18 protein-coding genes are annotated in these 20,501 nt (G+C 73.8%); 14 read left to right on the top strand and 4 right to left on the bottom strand.

Annotated features, from left to right (window positions below; all coding sequences use genetic code 11):
- Nucleotides 1-12 precede the first annotated feature (12 nt).
- The 3 genes from FH715_RS23055 to FH715_RS23045 form a co-directional block, all read right to left on the bottom strand.
- The gene (locus tag FH715_RS23055; RefSeq protein WP_139648441.1) at nucleotides 13-1,653 is read right to left on the bottom strand and encodes a penicillin-binding transpeptidase domain-containing protein; all 1,641 of its coding nucleotides are present in this window, start codon (nucleotides 1,651-1,653) and stop codon (nucleotides 13-15) included.
- A gap of 201 nt (nucleotides 1,654-1,854) precedes the next feature.
- On the bottom strand, nucleotides 1,855-2,607 hold the full coding sequence (locus FH715_RS23050; protein ID WP_139648438.1) for a calcium-binding protein: 753 nt from the start codon (nucleotides 2,605-2,607) through the stop codon (nucleotides 1,855-1,857).
- Nucleotides 2,608-2,913: 306 nt separating this feature from the next.
- On the bottom strand, nucleotides 2,914-4,647 hold the full coding sequence (locus FH715_RS23045) for a dolichyl-phosphate-mannose--protein mannosyltransferase (RefSeq protein WP_246108912.1): 1,734 nt from the start codon (nucleotides 4,645-4,647) through the stop codon (nucleotides 2,914-2,916).
- A 42-nt stretch (nucleotides 4,648-4,689) separates the two neighbouring features.
- Here FH715_RS23045 and rsmI point away from each other — a divergent pair, with 42 nt between their 5' ends.
- The 11 genes from rsmI to FH715_RS22990 all read left to right on the top strand — a co-directional run bounded on the left by rsmI (nucleotide 4,690) and on the right by FH715_RS22990 (nucleotide 17,639).
- Entirely contained in the window at nucleotides 4,690-5,556 is an 867-nt protein-coding gene (rsmI, locus tag FH715_RS23040; RefSeq protein ID WP_425472769.1) for a 16S rRNA (cytidine(1402)-2'-O)-methyltransferase, read from the top strand.
- Between the two features lie 335 nt (nucleotides 5,557-5,891).
- Nucleotides 5,892-6,743, top strand: coding sequence for a TatD family hydrolase (locus tag FH715_RS23035; protein ID WP_139648432.1), 852 nt, complete (start codon nucleotides 5,892-5,894; stop codon nucleotides 6,741-6,743).
- Between the two features lie 59 nt (nucleotides 6,744-6,802).
- Nucleotides 6,803-7,690 (top strand): 16S rRNA (adenine(1518)-N(6)/adenine(1519)-N(6))-dimethyltransferase RsmA, encoded by an 888-nt coding sequence (gene rsmA, locus FH715_RS23030; RefSeq protein ID WP_425472768.1) that lies wholly within the window; start codon nucleotides 6,803-6,805, stop codon nucleotides 7,688-7,690.
- 59 nt (nucleotides 7,691-7,749) lie between these two features.
- On the top strand, nucleotides 7,750-8,667 hold the full coding sequence (locus FH715_RS23025; protein ID WP_139648428.1) for a 4-(cytidine 5'-diphospho)-2-C-methyl-D-erythritol kinase: 918 nt from the start codon (nucleotides 7,750-7,752) through the stop codon (nucleotides 8,665-8,667).
- Nucleotides 8,660-10,534, top strand: coding sequence for an ABC-F family ATP-binding cassette domain-containing protein (locus tag FH715_RS23020; protein ID WP_139648426.1), 1,875 nt, complete (start codon nucleotides 8,660-8,662; stop codon nucleotides 10,532-10,534). Before FH715_RS23025 ends, FH715_RS23020 begins: the two co-directional genes overlap by 8 nt.
- Nucleotides 10,535-10,737: 203 nt before the next feature.
- Nucleotides 10,738-12,654: a hypothetical protein gene (locus FH715_RS23015; RefSeq protein WP_139648424.1), complete on the top strand. Its 1,917-nt coding sequence runs from the start codon at nucleotides 10,738-10,740 to the stop codon at nucleotides 12,652-12,654.
- A gap of 95 nt (nucleotides 12,655-12,749) precedes the next feature.
- Nucleotides 12,750-13,433, top strand: coding sequence for a helix-turn-helix transcriptional regulator (locus FH715_RS23010; RefSeq protein WP_139648422.1), 684 nt, complete (start codon nucleotides 12,750-12,752; stop codon nucleotides 13,431-13,433).
- A gap of 155 nt (nucleotides 13,434-13,588) precedes the next feature.
- Nucleotides 13,589-14,632, top strand: a complete 1,044-nt coding sequence (gene galT, locus FH715_RS23005; protein ID WP_139648559.1) for a galactose-1-phosphate uridylyltransferase — start codon at nucleotides 13,589-13,591, stop codon at nucleotides 14,630-14,632.
- A complete protein-coding gene (galE, locus tag FH715_RS23000) occupies nucleotides 14,629-15,591 on the top strand; it encodes a UDP-glucose 4-epimerase GalE (RefSeq protein WP_139648420.1) in 963 nt (320 codons plus the stop codon). The genes galT and galE overlap by 4 nt, the downstream gene beginning before the upstream one ends.
- The gene (gene galK, locus FH715_RS22995) at nucleotides 15,588-16,724 is read left to right on the top strand and encodes a galactokinase (protein WP_139648418.1); all 1,137 of its coding nucleotides are present in this window, start codon (nucleotides 15,588-15,590) and stop codon (nucleotides 16,722-16,724) included. The genes galE and galK overlap by 4 nt, the downstream gene beginning before the upstream one ends.
- A gap of 225 nt (nucleotides 16,725-16,949) precedes the next feature.
- A complete protein-coding gene (locus FH715_RS22990) occupies nucleotides 16,950-17,639 on the top strand; it encodes a response regulator transcription factor (RefSeq protein ID WP_139648416.1) in 690 nt (229 codons plus the stop codon).
- 429 nt (nucleotides 17,640-18,068) lie between these two features.
- On the opposite strand, the gene FH715_RS22985 is transcribed toward FH715_RS22990, so the two are convergent.
- Nucleotides 18,069-18,560, bottom strand: a complete 492-nt coding sequence (locus FH715_RS22985) for a MarR family winged helix-turn-helix transcriptional regulator (RefSeq protein ID WP_139648414.1) — start codon at nucleotides 18,558-18,560, stop codon at nucleotides 18,069-18,071.
- A gap of 101 nt (nucleotides 18,561-18,661) precedes the next feature.
- On the opposite strand from FH715_RS22985, the gene FH715_RS22980 reads away from it, so the two are divergent.
- The 3 genes from FH715_RS22980 to FH715_RS22970 all read left to right on the top strand — a co-directional run bounded on the left by FH715_RS22980 (nucleotide 18,662) and on the right by FH715_RS22970 (nucleotide 20,457).
- Nucleotides 18,662-19,480: a trans-aconitate 2-methyltransferase gene (locus FH715_RS22980; RefSeq protein ID WP_139648412.1), complete on the top strand. Its 819-nt coding sequence runs from the start codon at nucleotides 18,662-18,664 to the stop codon at nucleotides 19,478-19,480.
- Nucleotides 19,477-19,902 carry a VOC family protein gene (locus FH715_RS22975; RefSeq protein ID WP_139648410.1) on the top strand — a complete coding sequence of 142 codons (426 nt, stop codon included), beginning with the start codon at nucleotides 19,477-19,479 and terminating at the stop codon, nucleotides 19,900-19,902. The genes FH715_RS22980 and FH715_RS22975 overlap by 4 nt, the downstream gene beginning before the upstream one ends.
- 150 nt (nucleotides 19,903-20,052) lie before the next feature.
- On the top strand, nucleotides 20,053-20,457 hold the full coding sequence (locus tag FH715_RS22970) for a rodlin (protein WP_139648407.1): 405 nt from the start codon (nucleotides 20,053-20,055) through the stop codon (nucleotides 20,455-20,457).
- The last annotated feature ends 44 nt before the right edge of the window (nucleotides 20,458-20,501 follow it).

Genomic DNA, 20,501 nt, shown 5'->3' with positions numbered 1-20,501 from the left:
TCCGGCTACGGATCAGGGCGCCGCGGCCAGCACCTCGGCCACCACCGGGCCGGCGAACTCGCCGCCGTGGCCCGAGTTCGGCACCACGGCCGCCGCCGCCAGGTCGTCGCGGTAGGCGGTGAACCAGGCGTTGGGCTTCTCCTGGCCGTCCACCTCGGCCGAGCCGGTCTTGCCGCCGATGTCGCCGCTCAGCCCGGCCATCGCCTCGGCGGCCGTGCCGTTGGTCGCCGTCCGGTTCATCAGGGCGCGCAGCTGGTCGGCGTGGGGCAACGGGCCGTCGGTGGTAGCCAGTTCCAGCTCGGCGAAGTCCGCCGGCACCAGGTGCGGCTGGGCGAACGCGCCGTTCTTCACGGTCGCCGAGACGGACGCCATGGTCAGCGGGTTCATCCGCACCGCGCCCTGGCCGATCAGCTGGGCCGCCATCTGCGCCTGCTGCTCCACCGGCACCCGGCCGTCCATCGTGGTGGCGCCGGTCTGCCACTCCAGGCCGAGGCCGAAGTGGTTCCGCGCGTGCGCGCCCAGGTCGTCGTCAGCCAGCTCGGGTGCCTGGCTGATGAACGCGGTGTTGCAGGAACGGGCGAAGCTGTCGGCGAAGGTGCCGTTCTCGATCTCGAACTCGTCGAGGTTCTGGAACTCCCAGCCGCCGTGCTCGAAGAACTTCGGACACGGGTGCTTGGCGCCCGGGTCGGCCAGCCCCTGCTCCAGCAGCAGCGAGGCCGTCACGATCTTGAACGTGGAGCCGGGGGCGTAGCTGCCCTCCAGCGCTATGTCCGTGCCGTCCGGCTCGGCGTTGGCGATCGCGCGGATTGCGCCCGTGCTCGGCTGGATCGCGACCACGGAGCCCTGACCGGTGTCCGCGACGGCGGCCTCGGCCGCCTGCTGGAGCGCGGGGTCCAGCGTGGTCGGCACCTGCCCGGCGACCGGTTCGGCCAGTTCGAGCAGCGTCTCCACCGCTTCGCCCTCGGCGTCGGCGATGACCACGGCGCTGCCGGCGTCGCCGCCGGACTCCTCCGCGTACCGTTCGCGCATCTCGTTGAGCACCGGGACCAGGCCGGGGTACTCCTCGGCGGTCAACTCGCTGCCGTCCTCGGCCAGCACCTCGACCGGCGGCAACTCGCCGCGCGGGCCGATCTGGAGGGACTGGCCCTCGGTCAACAGCGGATGCACCACGGCCGGGGCCCAGTCGACCAGGACCTCCCCGCTCTCCTCGTCCCGCACCACGGCCAACTCGGAGGCGTAGCCCAGCTCCTGGACCTGCTCGTCGTGGGTGACCTCGTAGGCCACCTCGTAGGCGACGGCGGTGTCGTCCACCGCCCCCGGCTCCAGCGCCAGCGCGCCGACCGCGTCGTTCTCCGTCAGCACGGCCAACGCGGCGAGCGCCGCCTCCGGGTCGTCGGTCAGCTCGGCCGCGGCCTCGGTGTCGCCGTCCGCCCAGGCGGTCAGGAAGGCGCCCGCGGTCTCGGTGGTCTCCTCCTCGGTCGGCGGGCCCGAGGGGACCTCCTCGGACGGCTTGTCGTCGTCGCGCTCCGCGACCGTGTCCGAACCGCCGTCGCCCTCGTCGTTGTTGAGAAGGCTGTAGGCCCCGAAACCGGCCAGTGTCGCGACGGTGACACAGACGCCGCCGAGCACCGCGAACCGTTGTTTCCTGTCCATCCCGAACCTGCCCCCTCGCGCGCCTCGACGCCCGGGTCAAACGGCGCCGCACGCCGTACCACCTGCGCGGACACCACCCATGTCATCCGCTCCCCGCAGCCTACCGGCTACCCGCCGTTAGCCCGACCGGATGAGGCCCGTGAGATCACGCCTATGCGGGGACGTGTCCTGGCCGTGTCCTTCGCGCCGCGCCGCGCGCCCTCACTGCTCGATGTGGTCGTCGCCGGGCCAGCCGACGATCAGGTCGTCGCCGCCGTCGCCGGTGATGTGGTCGTCCCCCGGGCCGCCGAAGAGCACATCGTCGCCCTCGCCGCCCGAGATGTGGTCGTCGCCCGTCCCGCCGTAGACGATGTCGTCGCCGTCCCAGCCCTCGATCATGTCGTCGCCGGGACCGCCGTGGAAGACCTCGTCGATGGGCTGCCCCATCAGGTGGTCGTCGCCCTCGCCACCGAAGAGCGCGCCGACGCCCATCAGCATGTCGTTGCCCTCGTCGCCGAAGACCAACTCGGCGGTGTGCGCGTGCAGTTCGTCGTCGCCGGCGCCGCCGCGCACCACCGTGACCGCGGGCTCGCTGGCCACGATCCCGTCATCGCCGTCCCCGAGCAGCACCCTGACGTCGTCGGCGCGGGCGTCGCCCACCGGCAACTCGCAGGCCACGAACAGGTCGTTGTCCGGCTCCGGGTGCGTGCAGTGCTCGCCCGCCGCGATCGGCACGGCGTCGGTGAAGCCGACGCGGCGCACCTCGTCGCCGGTGTCCATCGAGAAGACATGCAGGTCGTTGGCGCCCGGCCCGCCCTCGTAGACGATCCTGAGGCTGTGCCCCTCCCAGTCGGCGGCGACGGTCGCGCCTCCGTCGGCGCCCGCGTTCGCGGTCGCGGGGGCCGCGCCGAGCCCGGCGGTCACCAGGGCCAGCAGGGCCGCGGACGAGACGGGGACGAGCCGTGACCGCTGCATGGGCGTTTCCTCACTCCGGGGACCAGGGTTGTCGTGGGCATTACCGAAATGCCGCCGTCACTCTCCCGCACACGGCTCGTTCCGTCCACACCCCCGGCGCCAACACCCATGCGGCGGCGGGCAGTTCGGGTCAACCCCACCGAACGACTGCGGACGGCCGGATGGTGGGCGCCGCCCCGGGACGGCGAGACTGACCGCACGAGACCGCGCCGCCGAAGCCGTCCACCGGGCCGGCGCCGTCGGCGTCACCGCCGTGGCCGACCTCGTCGACCGCGCCCTCTGCGCGGAGTGAACCCGGGCCCGGCGCTATATCCAGGTCGGCAGCCACATCCGCGCGCGCCAGCCCTCGCGGGTGATCTCCTCGCCGGTGTAGATCGGATAGAAGTAGATGAAGTTCCACACGATCAGCAGCACCAGCACGCCCACCGTCACGATGCCGATCACCCGGCGCCGTTCCGAGCTGCCCGGGGGGCCGAGGAGGGCGCCGACGAGGAGGGCGACCGCCAGACAGAGGAACGGGCTCAGCACCACCGCGTAGAAGTAGAAGATGGTGCGCTCCTGGTAGAGCAGCCACGGCAGATAGCCGGCGGCCACCCCGCAGAGCAGCGCGCCCGCGCGCCAGTCGCGGCGCAGCAGCCAGCGCCAGAGCGCGTACGCCAGCGCCACGCACGCCGTCCACCACAGCAGCGGCGTCCCCAGCGCCAGCACCTCGCGGACGCAGCCGCCCCCTGAGCCGCAGACCGGGGACTCCGGGTCGCTCTCCACCAGCGGCTGTCCGTGGTCGGCCGAGACGTAGTAGTAGGTGACGGGCCGGGCGGCGACCAGCCAGCTGAACGGGTTGGACTCGTAGGGATGGCTCGACGTCAGCGCCACATGGAAGTCGTAGACCTCGAAGGTGTAGTGCCAGAGCGAGCGCAACGGCCCCGGAACCCAGGACCAGGAGCTGTCGGCGCCGGCCTCGTTGTGCCAGTTCCGGTAGTAGCCGCCCGAGGTGGCGAACCAGCCGACCCAGGAGACCAGATAGGTCACCAGCGCCACCGGCACCAGCGAGGTGAACGCCGGGAACGCGTCCCTGCGCAGCACCGTGCGGAAGGGGGCGCGCGCGCCGGCCGAGCGGCGCGCGCCCAGGTCCCACAACACCGCCATCAGGCCGAAGGCGGCGAGGACATAGAGCCCGTTCCACTTCGTGGCGCAGGCCAGCCCCAGGCAGACCCCGGCGGCCAGCCGCCACGGGCGCAGCCCGAGGCCGAGGCGTTCGGCGACCGACGGATCCGAACGCAGCAGCCCGTCGGACCCGGTGGGCAACGCGGCGGCCAGCCGCGCCCTGGCCGCGTCGCGGTCGATCAGCAGACAGCCGAACGCCGCCAACAGCCAGAACATCAGCACCAGATCGAGCAGCGCGGTGCGGCTCATCACGAAGTGCAGCCCGTCGACGGCCAGCAGCAGCCCGGCCAGGCAGCCGAGCGCCGTGGAGCGGAAGAGCCGGCGGCCGATGCGGCAGACCATCAGCACGGAGAGCGTGCCGAGGAGCGCGACCACGAACCGCCAGCCGAACGGCGTCAGCCCGAAGAACCACTCGCCGACGGCGATGGCCCACTTCCCGGCCGGCGGGTGCACCACGTAGGAGGCCGTGTCGCCGAGCGGCGTCGCGCCGTCGATGATCTGCTCGTCCGCCTTGTCCGACCAGTCCGTCTCGTAGCCGTGGTGGAGCAGCGACCAGGCGTCCTTGGCGTAGTACGTCTCGTCGAATATCACGGCGTCCGGGGAGCCGAGGTTCACGAAGCGCAGCACGCCCGCGAGAAGCGCGACCAGCAGCGGGCCGCCCCAGGCCATCGCCCTGGCCAGCCGCGCGGCGGCGGAGGCGGAGAAGCCGAGGTAGCGCCACATCCAGCTGCCCGGCTCCGGATAGCCGGGCACCAGACGTTCCCGCAGGTCGGCAGCGCGGGACGGCAGATAACCGAAGGCGCGCAGCCGACCGGCCCAGCCGGTGGGGTGCTCCGGTCGATCCGGCGGTGCGTCGGTGACGGTCTGGCTGCTCATCACGGGCCATCTTGGCATCCGGTGACCGGCGGCCCTCGGCGGATGGGTGAGGATGGGGGCGTGACGGGCACGGATGAGGGCGTTCTGGTACTGGCCGGCACCCCGATCGGCGAGGCGGGCGACGCCCCACCCCGGTTGGCGGCCGAGTTGGCGGAGGCCGACGTGGTGGCGGCGGAGGACACCCGCCGGCTGCGGCGGCTCGCCTCGACGCTGGGGGTGACGGTCGGCGGCCGGGTGGTCTCCTACTTCGAGGGCAACGAGGCCGCGCGCACCCCCGAACTGGCCGACGAACTCGCCGGCGGCGCACGGGTGCTGCTGGTCACCGACGCCGGGATGCCGTCGGTCTCCGACCCGGGCTACCGGCTGGTCGCCGCCGCCGTGGAACGCGGGGTGCGGGTGACGGCGGTGCCCGGGCCCTCGGCCGTGCTGACGGCGCTGGCCGTCTCGGGGCTGCCGGTGGACCGCTTCTGCTTCGAGGGGTTCCCGCCGCGCAAGCCGGGCGAACGGGCGGCGCGGCTGCGGGAGCTGGCGGACGAACGCCGCACCCTGGTCTTCTTCGAGTCCCCGCACCGGCTGGCCGCCTCGCTGACCGCGATGGCCGAGGCGCTGGGCGCGGAGCGGAACGCGGCGGTCTGCCGCGAGCTGACCAAGACATACGAGGAGGTGCGGCGCGGCCCCCTGGAGGAGCTGGCGCGCTGGGCGGAGCCCGGCGTGCGCGGCGAGATCACGGTGGTGGTCGCCGGCGCGGAGCCGGCTCGGCCGTCGGCCGAGCCGGCCGAGCTTGCGGAACGGGTCGCCGCGAGGGAGGCGGCGGGGCAGCGCCGCAAGGAGGCCATCGCGGAGGTGGCCAGGGAGGCCGGCGTACCGAAGCGGATCGTCTTCGACGCGGTGGTGGCGGCCAAGGGCTGACCGCCGGGGTGGGCCGACCACTCGCCTGCGGTGTCCCGGTGGGTTGTCGCCCGCGAGTCGTGGTGGCTTGGCCGTGGGCCTTCGCCGCGGTGTGCCCAGGGGCGCGGGTGACCGGCCGCCGGGGTGAGGCCGACCACTTACCGGTCGTGTCCGGGTGGGTTGTCGCCCGCGAGTCGTGGTGGCTTGGCCGTGGGCCTTCGCCACGGTGTACCCAGGGGCGCGGGGAACTGCGCGGGTAACCGGCTGCCGGGGTGAGGCCGACCACTTACCGGTCGTGTCCGGGTGGGTTGTCGCCCGCGGACCGCCGGAGGCACCCGCGCCCGTAGGATCGGGCCATGCCCAAGTCCGCCAAGGCGAAGGCCGCCGAGCATGTGCCGCCGCCGCTTCCCGAGCCGCTGGCCGTGCCGGTCGCCGACGCGCACACCCATCTCGACATGCAGTCGGGCACGGTCGAGGAGGCGCTGGAGAAGGCCGCCGCCGTCGGGGTGCCGCGCGTGGTGCAGATCGGCTGCGACGTGGCCCGCGCCCACTGGGCGGTGAAGGTCGCCGCCGAGCACCCCGACGCGATCTGGGCCGCCGTCGCGCTGCACCCCAACGAGGCCCCGCGCATCGAGGCCGAGGAGGGCCCGGCCGCGTTGGACGCCGCGCTCGCCGAGATCGCGGAGCTGGCCGCGTCGCCGCATGTCAGGGCGATCGGCGAGACGGGTCTCGACTACTACAGGACCGGCGAGGAGGGGGTGGCCGCGCAGCGGCGTTCGTTCCGCGCCCATCTGCGGCTGGCGAAGGAGCTGGACAAGGCGCTGGTGATCCACGACCGGGAGGCGCACGCCGACGTGTTGCGCCTGTTGAAGGAGGAGGGCGCGCCCCGGCGCACCGTCTTCCACTGCTACTCCGGCGACGCGGCGATGGCCGAGGTCTGCGCCGACGAGGGGTACTTCCTGTCGTTCGCCGGCAACGTCACCTTCCGCAGCGCCCAACCCCTGCGCGACGCCCTCGCCGTGGCGCCGCCCGAGCTGCTGCTGGTCGAGACGGACGCCCCGTTCCTCACGCCGGCGCCGTTCCGCGGCCGGCCCAACGCGCCCTATCTGATCCCGGTGACGCTGCGCGCGATGGCCGAGGTGAAGGGGATGGACGAGGCCGAGCTCGGCCGGCACGTCGCCGCCAACACCGAGCGGGTCTTCGGATGAGCGGCCGAAGCGGCACGAGCGGCACGAGCGGCACGAGCGGCGTGAGCGGCCGAAGCGGCGTGAGCGGCACGAGCGGCGTGAGCGGCGAGCCGACGGCGCTGCTCGGCCCGGCGGAGGTGCGCGAGCTGGCCGGCGCGCTCGGCGTGCGCCCCAGCAAGCAGCGCGGGCAGAACTTCGTGATCGACGCCAACACGGTGCGCCGGATCGTCCGTGCCGCCGCCGTGGACGCGGGTGACACGGTGCTGGAGATCGGTCCCGGGCTCGGCTCGTTGACGTTGGCGCTGCTGTCGGTCGCCGACCGGGTGGTCGCCGTCGAGATCGACGACACCCTGGCCGCCGCCCTGCCCGCCACGGTCGCCGCCCGGCTGCCCGAGCGCGTGGACCGCTTCCAGCTGGTCCACGCCGACGCGTTGGACGTGACCGAGCTGCCGGGCACGCCGCCCGCCGCGCTGGTGGCCAACCTGCCGTACAACGTGGCCGTTCCCGTGCTGCTGCATCTGCTGGCCACGTTCCCGAGCCTGGAGCGCGGGCTGGTGATGGTGCAGTCCGAGGTCGCCGACCGGCTGTGCGCGCCGCCGGGGTCGAAGGTCTACGGGGTGCCGTCGGTGAAGACCGCCTGGTACGCGGAGGCCCGCAGGGCCGGCGCGATCGGCCGCACCGTCTTCTGGCCGGCGCCCCGGGTGGACTCGGGGCTTGTGGCACTGGCCCGCCGCGAGCCGCCGTCGTCCACCGCCGGCCGCGAGGAGGTCTTCGCCGTGGTGGACGCGGCCTTCGCGCAGCGCCGCAAGACGCTGCGCGCCGCGCTCGCCGGCTGGGCCGGCTCGCCGGCCGCCGCCGAGGCCGCCTGCCGCGCCGCCGGCGTGGACCCCGCGGCACGGGGCGAGTCGTTGACCGTCGCCGACTACGCCAGGCTGGCCGAGCACCGCCCGCCGCCACCGGCCGGCTGACCCGCAGCCGGCACCGCAGCCGTCGCCCGTACCGCCCGCCGACGCCCAGGGAAACCCTCATGACCGCCGCGCCCTCCGTCACCGTCCGCGTGCCAGCCAAGGTCAACGTGCAGTTGACCGTGGGCCCGCCGCGCGCGGACGGCTTCCACGACCTGGCCAACGTCTTTCTCGCCGTCGCCCTGCACGACCTGGTCACCGCGACCGAGGCCGAGGAGCTCTCGGTCGGCTGTGTCGGCCCCGGCAGCGACCAGGTGCCGACGGACGACCGCAACCTGGCGGTGCGCGCGGCCAGGCTGCTGGCCGAGCACCACGGCCTCGCGCCGCGCGTCCGGCTGGACATCGTCAAGGACATCCCGGTGGCCGGCGGCATGGCCGGCGGAAGCGCCGACGCGGCCGGCGCGCTGCTGGCCTGCGACCGGCTCTGGGGCACCGCCACGCCGCGCGACGAACTGTTGGCGATCTGCGCCGAGTTGGGTTCCGACGTGCCGTTCAGCCTGGTCGGGGGCGCCGCGTTGGGTCGGGGCAGGGGCGAGAAGCTGACCGAGCTGCCGGTGGGCGGCGTCTTCCACTGGGTCTTCGCGCTGGCCGAAGGCGGCCTCTCCACGCCGGCCGTCTACCGCGAGTGCGACCGGCTGCGCGGCGACGCGCACGTGCCGCCGCCCGAGCCGGACCCGGCGCTGCTCGCCGCGTTGGCCGCCGGTGACGCCGCCGCCTTGGCGCCGGCGCTGGCCAACGACCTCCAGCCCGCCGCGCTCTCGCTGCGGCCCGCGCTCGCCGGGACCCTGGCCACCGGCAGGGCGGCGGGCGCGCTCGCGGGGCTGGTCTCGGGGTCGGGCCCCAGCTGCGCGTTCCTGACCGGGAGCGCGGAGGGCGCCGCGGCCGTCGCCGAGGCGCTGGCCGCCTCGGGGCACTGCCGCGCTGCCCGCGCGACGACGGGCCCCGCCGCCGGGGCGACTACCATCGACTCCCATGCCTGAACCGTCCAGGACCGCCCGCTCGGCGTCCTCAAGCAGCACCCCCCGGGGCACCAGGAACCTGGTCAACCTCGAAGCCATCAGCAAGGTCTACGGCACCCGCGCGCTGCTCGACGGCGTCTCCCTCGGGGTCAACGAGGGCGACCGCGTCGGCGTCGTGGGCCGCAACGGCGACGGCAAGACGACCCTGATCCGGCTGCTGGCCAGACAGGAGCCGCCGGACGACGGCCGCGTCACGCACTCCGGCGGGCTGCGGCTCGGGGTGCTCACCCAGCACGACTCGCTCGACCCGAAGGCCACCGTGCGCCAGGAGGTGCTCGGCGAGCTGGCCGACCACGAGTGGGCGGGCGACGCCCGGGTCCGCGACGTGCTCACCGGGCTCTTCGGGGGGCTGGACCTGCCGGGCTTCCCGCAGGGGCTGGAGACGGTGATCGGTCCGCTCTCCGGCGGGGAACGGCGGCGGATCGCGCTGGCCAGGCTGCTGATCGCCGAGCAGGACCTGATCGTGCTGGACGAGCCGACCAACCACCTCGACGTGGAGGGCATCTCCTGGCTCGCCGACCATCTCTCGCGCCGGCGTTCGGCGCTGGTGACGGTCACCCACGACCGCTGGTTCCTGGACCGGGTCTGCACCCGGATGTGGGACGTGCAGGGCGGCTCGGTCCACGGCTACGAGGGCGGCTACAGCGACTACGTCTTCGCCCGCGCCGAGCGCGAGCGGATCGCGGCGAGCGAGGAGACCAAGCGGCAGAACCTGGTCCGCAAGGAGCTGGCCTGGCTGCGGCGCGGCGCCCCGGCGCGCACCAGCAAGCCGAGGTTCCGGGTGGAGGCGGCCAACGACCTGATCGCCGACGTGCCGCCGCCGAGGGACAGCGCTGAGCTGATGGGCTTCGCCAGCGCGCGGCTCGGCAAGACGGTCTTCGACCTGGAGGACGTCACCGTCCGGGTGGGCGCCGAGGGCGACGGCGGGCGCACCCTGCTGTCCCGGCTCACCTGGCAGCTGGGGCCGGGCGACCGGGTCGGCCTGGTGGGCGTGAACGGCGCGGGCAAGACCTCGCTGCTGCGCGCGCTGGCCGAGACCGCGCGGGACGCCGAGTCCCCGCTGCTGACCGGGGGCCGGGTCACGGTGGGCAAGACGGTGCGGCTGGCCTACCTTTCCCAGGAGGTCGCCGAACTCGACCCGGCGCTGCGGGTGTTGCAGGCCGTGGAGAGCGTGCGCTCCCGCGTGGACCTGGGCAAGGGGCGGGAGATGACCGCCTCCCAGCTGTGCGAGCGGTTCGGCTTCGGCAAGGAGAAGCAGTGGACGCCCGTGGGCGACCTCTCCGGCGGCGAGCGGCGCCGGCTCCAGCTGCTGCGGCTGCTGATGGACGAGCCGAACGTGCTCTTCCTCGACGAGCCGACCAACGACCTGGACATCGAGACGCTGACCCAGCTGGAGGACCTGCTGGACGGCTGGCCCGGCACGCTGGTGGTGATCAGCCACGACCGCTTCTTCGTGGAGCGCACCACCGACCGCGTCTGGGCGCTGCTCGGGGACGCCAGTCTGCGGATGCTGCCGCGTGGGATCGACGAGTACCTCGAACGACGGGCGCGGCAGCGGGAGTCGGCGGCTGAGCCGGCCCGCGCCGCCGCCTCGGCCGCCCCGCCGGCGAAGCCGGCCCAGCTGTCCCGGGCGACCCAGAAGGAGATCCAGCGGATCGAGCGCCAACTCGACAAGCTGTCGGGCCAGGAATCGGCGCTGCACGGCGAGATGGCGGAGCACGCGACCGACTTCTCCCGGGTGGCCGAGCTGGACGCGAAGCTGAGGGAAATCTCCCAGGAGCGGGACCGCCTGGAAACCCGTTGGCTGGAGTTGGCCGAAGAAGGCTGAAGCGGTTCGTTCGCGTCGCGTCGACGCCTCCTTTTGATTGCGGGCCGGTCACGGGTATCGCGGAACCGCAACCGCATCGGGGACTGTCGGTGTCCGGTGATAGAAAGAGGAACCGTGCGCGACCGCTCCGTTCGCGGTCTTCTCAGCGCAAGTCGGGCAGGATCGCCCGAAGTCGTACGTAACTGTCCGGCCCGGGGGGATCGATGTCTCAACCGCCACCACCACCGAACCAGCCGCCGGGCCCGCCCGGCGAGCGGCCCGAGCAGCCGCCGGCCGGGCCGGGCGGCTTCGGCCCTCCGGCGCCGCCGCCAGGCCCGCCGGGCGCCACCCCTTCCTACGGCACGCCGTCCGGCGCCGGGGGCGACCCGGGTACCCCGCCGTCCTCGCCCGCCGTTCCGCCGCAGGGCCAGCCGGGGCAGCCCGGTTACGGCTACCCGCAGACGCCCCCCGCCGGCGGCTACGGCTTCCCGCAGGGCGGAGCGGCGACGCCGCCCCCGCCCGCGGGGTACGGCTTTCCGCCCGGCGGTCCGGCGAGCCAGCAGCCCACGCTGGGCGGCGGCTTCGGCGCCGCGACCCCGCCGCAGGGGCCCTACGGCTCGCCGCCGACCGCCGGCGGCCAGGCCGGGTTCGGCGGCACCTACGGCGGGCCGGGCGCGACCTACGGCGGCCCCGCCGGCCCCGGCGGCACCCCGCCGCCGTCCGCCGGCCCGGGGGCCGGCGGCGGCAAGCGCCCGCCGCTCTGGATGATGGTGCTCGGCGTGGTGCTGGTGGTGCTGCTGGCCGGCGGCGGCACGTACTTCTTCGTCTTCGCCGGCGACGACAAGGAGACGACGGCCAACCGCGACGCGGACGGCGGTGAGGACGGCGAGGGCGAGGGCGAGGACGGGGACGGCGGCGGGGGGTCGCTTCCGAGCGAGCCCATCGAGTCGTCCCTGGCCTGGGAGGTCCCGCCGCTGGAGGTCGGCGAGGGCGACAACCTCGTCCGCTCCGGCGGCGCCTGGTTCACCGACGACGCCCTGGTGCGCGTCCTGGGGAACGACCTGGTCTCCTACGACCTCGCCACCGGCCAGGAGAACTGGACGCTTCCCTTCGAGCTGTCCGGCGGCGACTGCAACGCCTCGGCCAACGTCGACGAGAACCGCATCGCGATCCTCCAGGGCCGCGACTGCGAGGTCATCTCCGTGGTGGACATCGCGGCCGGCGAGGAGATCGCCAGCATCCCGTTGAACAACTCGATCACCCCCGGCCGTCACGAGCGCCCGGCGATCCTCGGCGACACGGTCGCCGTGGGCTGGGGCATCGGCGGCGGGCTCTACCAGATCTCGACCGGCGAGCAGCTGTTCGTCTCCTCGTCCGAGGGCGGGAACGAGTGCGTGGAGAACGCGTACATGGTGGTGGACCAGCAGTTCATCTCGCGGGTGGAGTGCGGCCTGTTCGGCGACGGGGGCGGCAGGGTCCGCGCCACCAACGAGGAGGGCGACCCCAGCTGGGAGTGGGAGTTCACCGACTTCGAGGGCGAGCCGATGGACGTGCGTTCCGTCCTCTCGGTCGAGCCGCTGACCCTGGTGGTCGACGTCGGTGAGAGCCTGAGCGACTCCTCGGAGAAGATCGTCGTGATCAACGAGGACCGCACGGAGATAGAGCACGTCCTCGACTACGACATCGACCGCTACCTCCAGCCCTGCGAGGGCCAGGCGTTCCCGTCCTGCCCGCTGGGTGTCGTCCACGAGGACTACCTCTATCTCGCCACCGGCAACATCGGCGGGGACAACGCGGTGGTCGCCTTCAACCTGACCACGGGGCAGGCCGAGTACGAGGCGCCGGCGATCAACGGCGGGCAGGTCCGTCCCTTCGCCGAGCAGGACGGCAAGATCCTCGCCTACCAGCCGGCCACCTCGGAGCTGGAGGGCATGGTGGTCGCCCTCGATCCGGCGGCGGAGGAGCTGTCGCCGGTGATGGCCCTGGACCGGACGGCGCTCCCGAAGGAGTACGGGATGATGGGAAGCGGTCTCTTCGCCGCCGACAGTCTCCCGATGTGGCACGAGAACACCCTGGTCCTCAACGACCGTGTGGTGTACGAGGATGAGGATTCGCCCCCCTCGGTGCTCGCCTATCGGTGAGCAGCGTCGCGTGACGGTGTCCGGCCGTGCGGGCGCGTGAGGCGCCGGCGCGGGCGGACACCGGGGACCCGGAGCCGGCCAGGGGAGGGGCGAGGATGACGCTCAGGGTGGTGGTGGTCGACGACCGCAGGCTGGTCGCCGAGGTGCTGGCCTCGGCGCTGCGGGTGCGTGGCCACCGCGTGCTGGGGGCCGCTTCCCCGGCGGCGCGGGCGGTGGAGCTGGTGTCCGCCAAGCAGCCCGAGGTCTGTCTCTTCGGCTGCGCCGACCCGGAGGCGCCCGACGCGCTGGCGCCGGTGGGGCGGTTGGGCCGGGAGTTCCCGCGCTGTGCCGTGGTCGTGCTCGGCCCGGTGCCGAGCCCGCTGGGTGTGGCCGCCGCCTTCGCGGCGGGGGCGCGGGGCTATGTCCGGCAGGACGAGCGGATCGAGGGCGTGGAGCGGGCGCTCGCCCGCGCGCGGTCCGGGGAGACGGCGGTGGCGCCGCAGCTGCTGCGGGACGCGTTCGCCGAGCTGCTCGACCCGCGGGACGGCACGCACGCCGAGGGCGCCCGGCTGGCCGGGCTGCTCACCGAGCGGGAGGCCGACGTGCTGGCCAGGATCGTCGAGGGCGAGGACACCCGCCGGATAGCTGCCGGCCTGGGCGTCGCCCCCAGCACGGCGCGCACCCATGTCCAGCGTCTGCTCACCAAGTTGGGCACGGCCTCCCGGCTGGAGGCCGCGGCGCTGGCCGTCCGCACCGGTCTGCTCGACCAGCTCGCGACCCGCGCCCCCGAGCGGCCCTGAGGCCCGTCCGCGGACCCGTTCCGTCCGCCGTCACGGCATTGACGCGAAGCTGTGCTCCCCTGCATTCTTATGTTGGATTCTGTTGGGGAGTGCGCTGACTGCGTGGGATGGCGAGGCAAGAGCGGATGCTGCGATGGACCGGGGCGAACGCCGAGGTGCGGAAGACGTCGACTCTTCTGGCCGACGGCCGTGAGCTGATCTACTACGACGCCGCCGGGGACGCCGACCGTTCGGCCGTCGACCGCAGACCGTTGCCCAAGACCACCTCCAGCTCGGAGATCCGCTACAACGCGCTGCTCGGCGAGCGCGTCGGCTACGCCGCGCACCGCCAGTCCCGCACCTACCACCCGCCGGCCGACCAGTGCCCGCTCTGCCCCTCGGCCGGCGAGCGGCTCAGCGAGATACCGTCCGACTCCTACGAGGTGGCGGTCTTCGAGAACCGCTTCCCCTCCTTCGGCGGCGACCAGGGCCGTTGCGAGGTGGTCTGCTTCACCTCCGACCACGGAGCCTCGTTCGCCGACCTCACCGAGGAGCAGGCCGCGCTGGTGCTCAGCGCCTGGACCGACAGGACCGACGAGCTGTCCCGGCTGCCCGGCGTCAAGCAGATCTACTGCTTCGAGAACCGGGGCGCCGAGATCGGCGTCACCCTCGCCCACCCGCACGGCCAGATCTACGGCTACCCGTTCGTCACCCCCTTCACCGAGCGGATGACGGCCGCCGTCGCCGAGCACAAGCGGCGCACCGGCGGGAACCTCTTCGACGAGCAGGTCGCCGCCGAACGCGCCGACGGCAGCCGCGTGGTGCTCCAGACCCCGCACTGGATCGCGTTCGTCCCGCACGCCGCCCGCTGGCCCTACGAGGTCCACCTCTACCCGGCCCGCCGGGTGGCCGACCTGCGGGAGCTGGACGACGCCGAGCGCGCCGAGTTCCCCGGGGCCTATCTGGAGCTGCTGCGCCGCTTCGACCGGCTCTTCGGCCCCGACGCCGGGCCGACCCCGTACATCTCCGGCTGGCACCAGGCGCCGTTCGAGGCGCCCGACCGGTCGGACTTCGCGCTCCACCTGGAGATCTTCACGATCAGGCGGAGCGCCGACAAGTTGAAGTTCCTGGCCGGCTCCGAGTCCGGCATGGGAGCGTTCGTCAGCGATGTCCTGCCGGAGGCGGCTGCCGCCCGGCTGCGAGAGGTGGCAAGCGAGTGAGGTATCTGGTCACGGGCGGAGCCGGCTATGTCGGCGGGGTGGTGGCCGCGCACCTGCTGGCCGCCGGCCACCGGGTGACGGTGCTGGACGACCTGTCGACGGGCTTCCGCGCGGGCGTGCCCGACGGCGCCGAGTTCGTCGAGGGCCGTGTGCAGGACGCCGCGAAGTGGTTGGACGGCTCCTTCGACGGCGTGCTGCACTTCGCCGCCTGCTCGCAGGTCGGCGAGTCCGTCGTGGACCCGGAGAAGTACTGGCGCAACAACGTCGGCGGCACCATCGAGCTGCTGTCGGCGATGCGCGCCGCCGGGGTGCGCACCCTCGTCTTCTCCTCGACCGCCGCCGTCTACGGCGAGCCCACGACCACCCCCATCACCGAGGACGCGCCCACCGCGCCCACCAACCCCTACGGCGCCACCAAACTCGCCGTCGACCAGATGCTCGCCGGCGAGTGCGCCGCCCACGGGCTGGCCGCCGTCTCGCTGCGCTACTTCAACGTGGCCGGCGCGCACGGCGCCCAGGGCGAGCGGCACGACCCGGAGAGCCATCTGATCCCCATCGTGCTCCAGGTCGCCCAGGGCCGCCGCGAGGCCATCTCCGTCTACGGCACCGACTACCCGACGGTCGACGGCACCTGCGTCCGCGACTACATCCACGTCGACGACCTGGCCGAGGCCCATCTGCTGGCGCTCGGCGCCGCGATCCCCGGCGAGCACCTGGTCTGCAACCTCGGCAACGGCAACGGCTTCTCCGTCCGCGAGGTCGTCGAGGCCGCCCGCGCGGTCACCGGCCACCCGATCCCCGAGGCCGAGGCCGGCCGCAGGGCCGGCGACCCGGCCGTGCTGGTCGCCTCGGCCGACCGCGCCAGGGAACGCCTCGGCTGGCGTCCCAGCCGCTCCGACCTCGCCGGAATCATCGCCGACGCCTGGGCGTTCGCCCAGCGAGAGGAGACGGGCGCATGACGGATCACCAGCGGGAGTTCGGCGTCGCCCCCGACGGCGCGTGGAGCGCCCCCGGCCGGGTCAACCTGATCGGCGAGCACACCGACTACAACGAGGGCTTCGTGCTGCCGCTGGCGCTGCCGCACTCGGCGGTCGCCACGGTCACCGCGCGCGCCGACCGGACGCTGCGGCTGCGCTCCAGGGACGTGGGCGACCGCGTCGTGGAGCTGAGCCTGGACCGGCTGGTCCCCGGCGAGGTGCCGGGCTGGGCCGCCTATCCGGCGGGCGTCGCCTGGGCGTTGGAGGGCGCGGGCCACCGGCTGCGGGGCGCCGACATCCACTTCGCCTCCGACGTGCCGACCGGCGCCGGGCTCTCCTCGTCCGCCGCGCTGGAGGTGGTCACCGCCCTCGCGTTCAGCGACCTGAACGAGCTGGGGCTGACCGCCCCCGAGCTGGCGCGGATCGGTCAGCTCGCGGAGAACGACTTCGTCGGGATGCCCTGCGGCATCCTCGACCAGATGGCGTCGGCGAGCTGCGTCGAGGGCCACGTGTTCCACCTGGACACCCGCGACCTGGGCGGCCGGCAGGTGCCGTTCGACATGGCGGCCGAGGGGCTGCGGCTGCTGGTCGTGGACACCCGCGTCAAGCACGCGCACGCCGACGGCGCCTACGGCAGGCGGCGCGCGGAGTGCGAGGCGGGCGCGGCGGCGCTCGGCGTGCCGTTCCTGCGCGACGTGCCGTTCGACGGCCTGGAGGCGGCGCTGGCGCGGATCGACGACGAGGCGGTGCGCCGCCGGGTGCGGCACGTGGTCACCGAGGACCGCCGGGTCGCGCGGGTCGTCGCGCTGCTGGACGCCGGCCGTGCCCGGGAGATCGGGCCGCTGCTGACCGAGGGGCACGTCTCGCTGCGGGACGACTTCGAGGTCTCCTGCCCCGAGTTGGACCTGGCCGTGGACACGGCCAACGCGGCCGGCGCGCTCGGTTCCCGGATGACCGGCGGCGGCTTCGGCGGCTCCGCCATCGCCCTGGTGCCCGAGGAGTCCGTCGCGGCGGTCGGCAAGGCGGTCACCGACGCCTTCGCCGGCGCCGGCCTCGCCGCGCCCCGGATCTTCGAGGCGATCCCCGCGCCGGGCGCACGCCGGCTGCCGGTGTGACGGCACCGACAGCAACGGTTCGGCGAAACGCCTTCCACCGCGAGGCGCCGGCCGTAGGCTGAGTCCAGCACCGGTGGGGGCCGGTGCGTTCAGGGGGCGAGACGGTGGGCGCGGCGCCGAGTCCGAGGAGGGACCCCGCGGCGGCGGCCGTGTGGTTCCACGCCCGGTGGACCGTGGCGTCGTGCCCGCCGAGCCGCCCCTTCGACTCGACCCCAGGGGCTTTCGGTGGACCGAATTCGCGTGCTGGTGGTGGACGAACACCGGATCTTCGCCGAGTCACTGGCCACCGCGCTCGCGGCCGAGGCGGACGTGGAGGCGGTGGCGCTCGGCGGTGTGCCGGCGGCCAGGGCGCTGCTGGAACGGACCCGGGCCGGCGGCGGGCGGCCGTTCGGCGTGCTGCTGTTGGACGCGGGGCTGGAGGGCGCCCTGGAGGCGACGGCCGAGGGGCCGGCGCTGTTGACCTGGGTGGCGGAGGCGCTGCCGGCCCTACGGACTGTCATGCTCGCGGCATCCGACGACCCGGCGGCGGCGGCCAGCGCGCTCACGCTCGACGCCAGGGGATGGGTCGCCAAGGACAGCTCGCTGGCCCGGCTGCTGCGGGTCATCAGGGGCGTGCTGCACGGCGAGACCCATCTGCCGCCCGCGCTGCTCACGGGGGTGCTCCGCGAACTCCAGGCGGACCGCAGGCACCGGGGCGAACGCGCGCGGCTGGTCGAGTCGCTGACGCCGCGCGAGCTGGAGGTGCTGCGCTGCATGTTGGCCGGCCTCGGCCGCAAGGCGGTGGCCGAACGGCTCTATCTCTCGCCGCACACGGTCAGGACCCACATGCAGAACGTCCTCGGCAAGCTCGGCGTCCACTCGACGCTGGCCGCCGTCGCGTTGGCCCGCCGGGCGGGTATCCCCCCGGCGGAGTGACTCCGTCGGTCGCGGATTAGTCGACTACGGAGCTTTGTGGCTGGGTGGGTTGTCGTCTGCACCCCGGTGTGTGGTTGCTCGCGCAGTTCCTCGCGCCCCTGTCACGCCGGTGGCGGTCTTGGGGGCGCGGGGAACTGCGCGGTGCATGGGTGGCGGGGGTCAGTCGACCACGGTGCCGTACCGGCGCGGTGGGTTGTCGGCGTGAGCCCGGTGTGTGGTTGCTCGCGCAGTTCCCCGCGCCCCTGTCACGCCGGTGGCGGTCTTGGGGGCGCGGGGAACTGCGCGAATGCTGGGTGGCGGGGGTTGGTCGACTACGGAGCTTGGTGGCTGGGTGGGTTGTCGTCCTCGGCCCGGCGTGAGCCCGGTGAGTGGTTCCCCGCGCCCCTTCGCCGCCGGTCAGGCGCGGGAGCGGCCCCGGCACCGTCGGAGTCAGAAGTTGTCGAACGGCGCCGTCAGGGCCCGCAACAGCCCCGCCAGCTCGCGTCGTTGATCGCCCGTGAGGTCGGCCAGGATCGCGCGTTCCTGCGCGAGCAGCCCGGCCAGCGCGCTGTCGGCGCGGTCGCGGCCCGTCTCCGTCAGCCGGACGAGGACCCCGCGCCGGTCCAGCGGGTCCGGCTGCCGCTCCACCAGCTTCTTCTTCGCGAGCCTGTCGATGCGGTTCGTCATGGTGCCCGAGGTGACCAGGGTCTGGGTGAGCAGCTGTCCGGGCGAGAGCTGGTAGGGCTCGCCGGCGCGGCGCAGCGCGGTGAGGACGTCGAACTCCCACGGCTCCAGCTGGTGCTCGGCGAACGCCTGCCGCCTGGCCCGGTCCAGGTGGCGGGCGAGCCTGCTCACCCGGCTGAGCACTTCGAGCGGCTCGACGTCCAGGTCGGGCCGTTCGCGCCGCCAGGCGGCGACCAGCCGGTCTACCTCGTCCTCCATGGGGACATTCTAGGTGTTGTGTCGACATGAAGTCTCACGGGTTCAAGTTTCACGGCTTGAAGTTTCTTGACATCGAGATACTTCGGGGTCAGGATCGCCCCATGACCACCAAGGCCGACGCGCCCGGCCCCCGCTGGGACCCGGCGCAGTACCAGCGGCACAGCACGGACCGCACCCGCGCCCTGACCGAACTCGTCGCCCGCGTTCCGGAGTTGCCGGCCGCGCCCCGCATCGTCGACCTGGGATGCGGCCCCGGCGCGCCCACCCTGACGCTCTTCGCGCGCTGGCCCGACGCGCGCGTCACCGGCTACGACAACTCGCCGGAGATGCTCGCCGCCGCCCGGCGGGTCGCCGCCCCCGCCGGCGGCTCCCTCGACTTCGTCGAGGCCGACCTCGCCGGCTGGCTCCCCGCCGAGCCGCCCGACCTGATCGTCTCCAACGCCGCGCTCCAGTGGCTGCCAGAGCACTGGAGCCACCTCGCCGGCTGGGTCGGGGCGCTGGCTCCGGGCGGTGTCATCGCCTTCCAGGTCCCGGGGAACTTCGCGGCGCCCAGCCACGCGCTGCTCCACGAGATCGCCGAGCGCCCCCGCTGGCGCGACCGGCTGGCGGGGGTGCTGCGCACCGGCTCTCCGGTGCTCGAACCGGCGCGCTACCTGGAGGAGCTGGCCCCGCTCTGCGCCGAGGTGGACGTCTGGGAGACGACCTATCTGCACCGGCTGCGCGGCGAGGACCCCGTGCTGGACTGGGTGCGCGGCAGCGCGCTGCGCCCGGTGATCACCGCGCTCGACGACGAGCCGGAGGAGCTGGCCGCGTTCGTCGACGCCTACCGGGACGCGCTGCGCGCCGCCTATCCGCCGGGCCCGCACGGCACGGTGCTGCCGTTCCGCCGGATCTTCGCCGTCGGCCGGCGGCGGCCGTGATCGTCCGTCTCCACCATGTGCAGCTGGCCGTCCCGGCCGGAAGCGAGCCGGAGCTGCGCGCCTTCTACGGCGGGGTGCTGGGCATGACCGAGCTGCCGAAGCCGCCGGAGCTGGCCGCCAGGGGCGGCTGCTGGTTCGGGAGCGGCGCCTTCGAGCTGCATCTGGGCGTCGAGGAGGGCTTCCGGCCGGCGGCCAAGGCCCACCCGGGGGTGCTGGTGAGCGACCTGGACGCGCTGGCCGCGCGGCTGGCCGCCGCCGGCGTCGCGTCGCGCTGGGACGAGGCGCTGCCGGGGTACCGCAGGTTCCACACCCACGACCCGGTGGGGAACCGCCTGGAGTTTCTCCAGCCTGTTCCGCCCGAGCGGCCTCTCCCGCCCGAGCGACCGCCCCCCGCCGAGGGCGCGAACGAGGGGGGCGGGTAACCCTCCGCGCGCCCCTTTGAGTGCGCCAACGAGCCCCCACCGGGCATCAAATTGCGCGATTCGGGTGAACGGAGGCAACGGAATCCCCCCTGCGGCGTTGTTCAGGGCGCTCCGGAAACAGGGCATCCCAGAACTCGGAAGGACAAGCTAGTGATCAAGAAGTCGCTTGCCACGGTCGCGGTGGCGGCCTCCGCCGTCGGTATGGCCGGCATCGCCGCCACCCCCGCGATGGCCGCCGAAGAGTCCGAGCTGACCACGATCAACGGCAACGGCGCCTCGGACAAGATCGGCAACACCACCACCGGTGGCTACATGAGCCCCAACATGTCGCTGGTGAACAGCTCGCTGAACGACGTGTGCCTCCCGGTCGCCGACCTGAACGGCACCAACGTGGGCTCCCTGGTCGGCCTCGTCCCGATCACCGTGCAGGACCTGCTCAGCAGCAAGAACTCGCAGACCTGTGCGGAGAACTCCACCCAGGTCGACGGCGACGACCCGCTGGCGAACCTGCTGTCGGACATCCCGATCCTCTCCCGGAACGGCATCAACGACTGAGGCAGCCCCTCACGCGGCGTCGGCCGGGGCACGTTCTCCCGGCG

The organism is Streptomyces sedi (assembly GCF_006335015.1).
GTDB classification, from domain to species: Bacteria; Actinomycetota; Actinomycetes; order Streptomycetales; family Streptomycetaceae; genus Streptomyces; species Streptomyces sedi.
This window is presented reverse-complemented; position numbering and strand designations above follow the sequence as displayed.

Bases quoted from the DNA above. Each gene is read 5' to 3' on its own strand.
- FH715_RS23015 (WP_139648424.1), top strand. From the start codon at position 10,738: ATGTCTCAACCGCCACCACCACCGAACCAGCCGCCGGGCCCGCCCGGC.
- FH715_RS23035 (WP_139648432.1), top strand. From the start codon at position 5,892: ATGCCCAAGTCCGCCAAGGCGAAGGCCGCCGAGCATGTGCCGCCGCCG.
- FH715_RS23020 (WP_139648426.1), top strand. From the start codon at position 8,660: ATGCCTGAACCGTCCAGGACCGCCCGCTCGGCGTCCTCAAGCAGCACC.
- FH715_RS23010 (WP_139648422.1), top strand. From the start codon at position 12,750: ATGACGCTCAGGGTGGTGGTGGTCGACGACCGCAGGCTGGTCGCCGAG.
- FH715_RS23045 (WP_246108912.1), bottom strand. From the start codon at position 4,647: ATGAGCAGCCAGACCGTCACCGACGCACCGCCGGATCGACCGGAGCAC.
- galK (WP_139648418.1), top strand. From the start codon at position 15,588: ATGACGGATCACCAGCGGGAGTTCGGCGTCGCCCCCGACGGCGCGTGG.
- FH715_RS22980 (WP_139648412.1), top strand. From the start codon at position 18,662: ATGACCACCAAGGCCGACGCGCCCGGCCCCCGCTGGGACCCGGCGCAG.
- FH715_RS23025 (WP_139648428.1), top strand. From the start codon at position 7,750: ATGACCGCCGCGCCCTCCGTCACCGTCCGCGTGCCAGCCAAGGTCAAC.
- FH715_RS23055 (WP_139648441.1), bottom strand. From the start codon at position 1,653: ATGGACAGGAAACAACGGTTCGCGGTGCTCGGCGGCGTCTGTGTCACC.
- rsmI (WP_425472769.1), top strand. From the start codon at position 4,690: ATGGGTGAGGATGGGGGCGTGACGGGCACGGATGAGGGCGTTCTGGTA.
- FH715_RS22985 (WP_139648414.1), bottom strand. From the start codon at position 18,560: ATGGAGGACGAGGTAGACCGGCTGGTCGCCGCCTGGCGGCGCGAACGG.
- FH715_RS23050 (WP_139648438.1), bottom strand. From the start codon at position 2,607: ATGCAGCGGTCACGGCTCGTCCCCGTCTCGTCCGCGGCCCTGCTGGCC.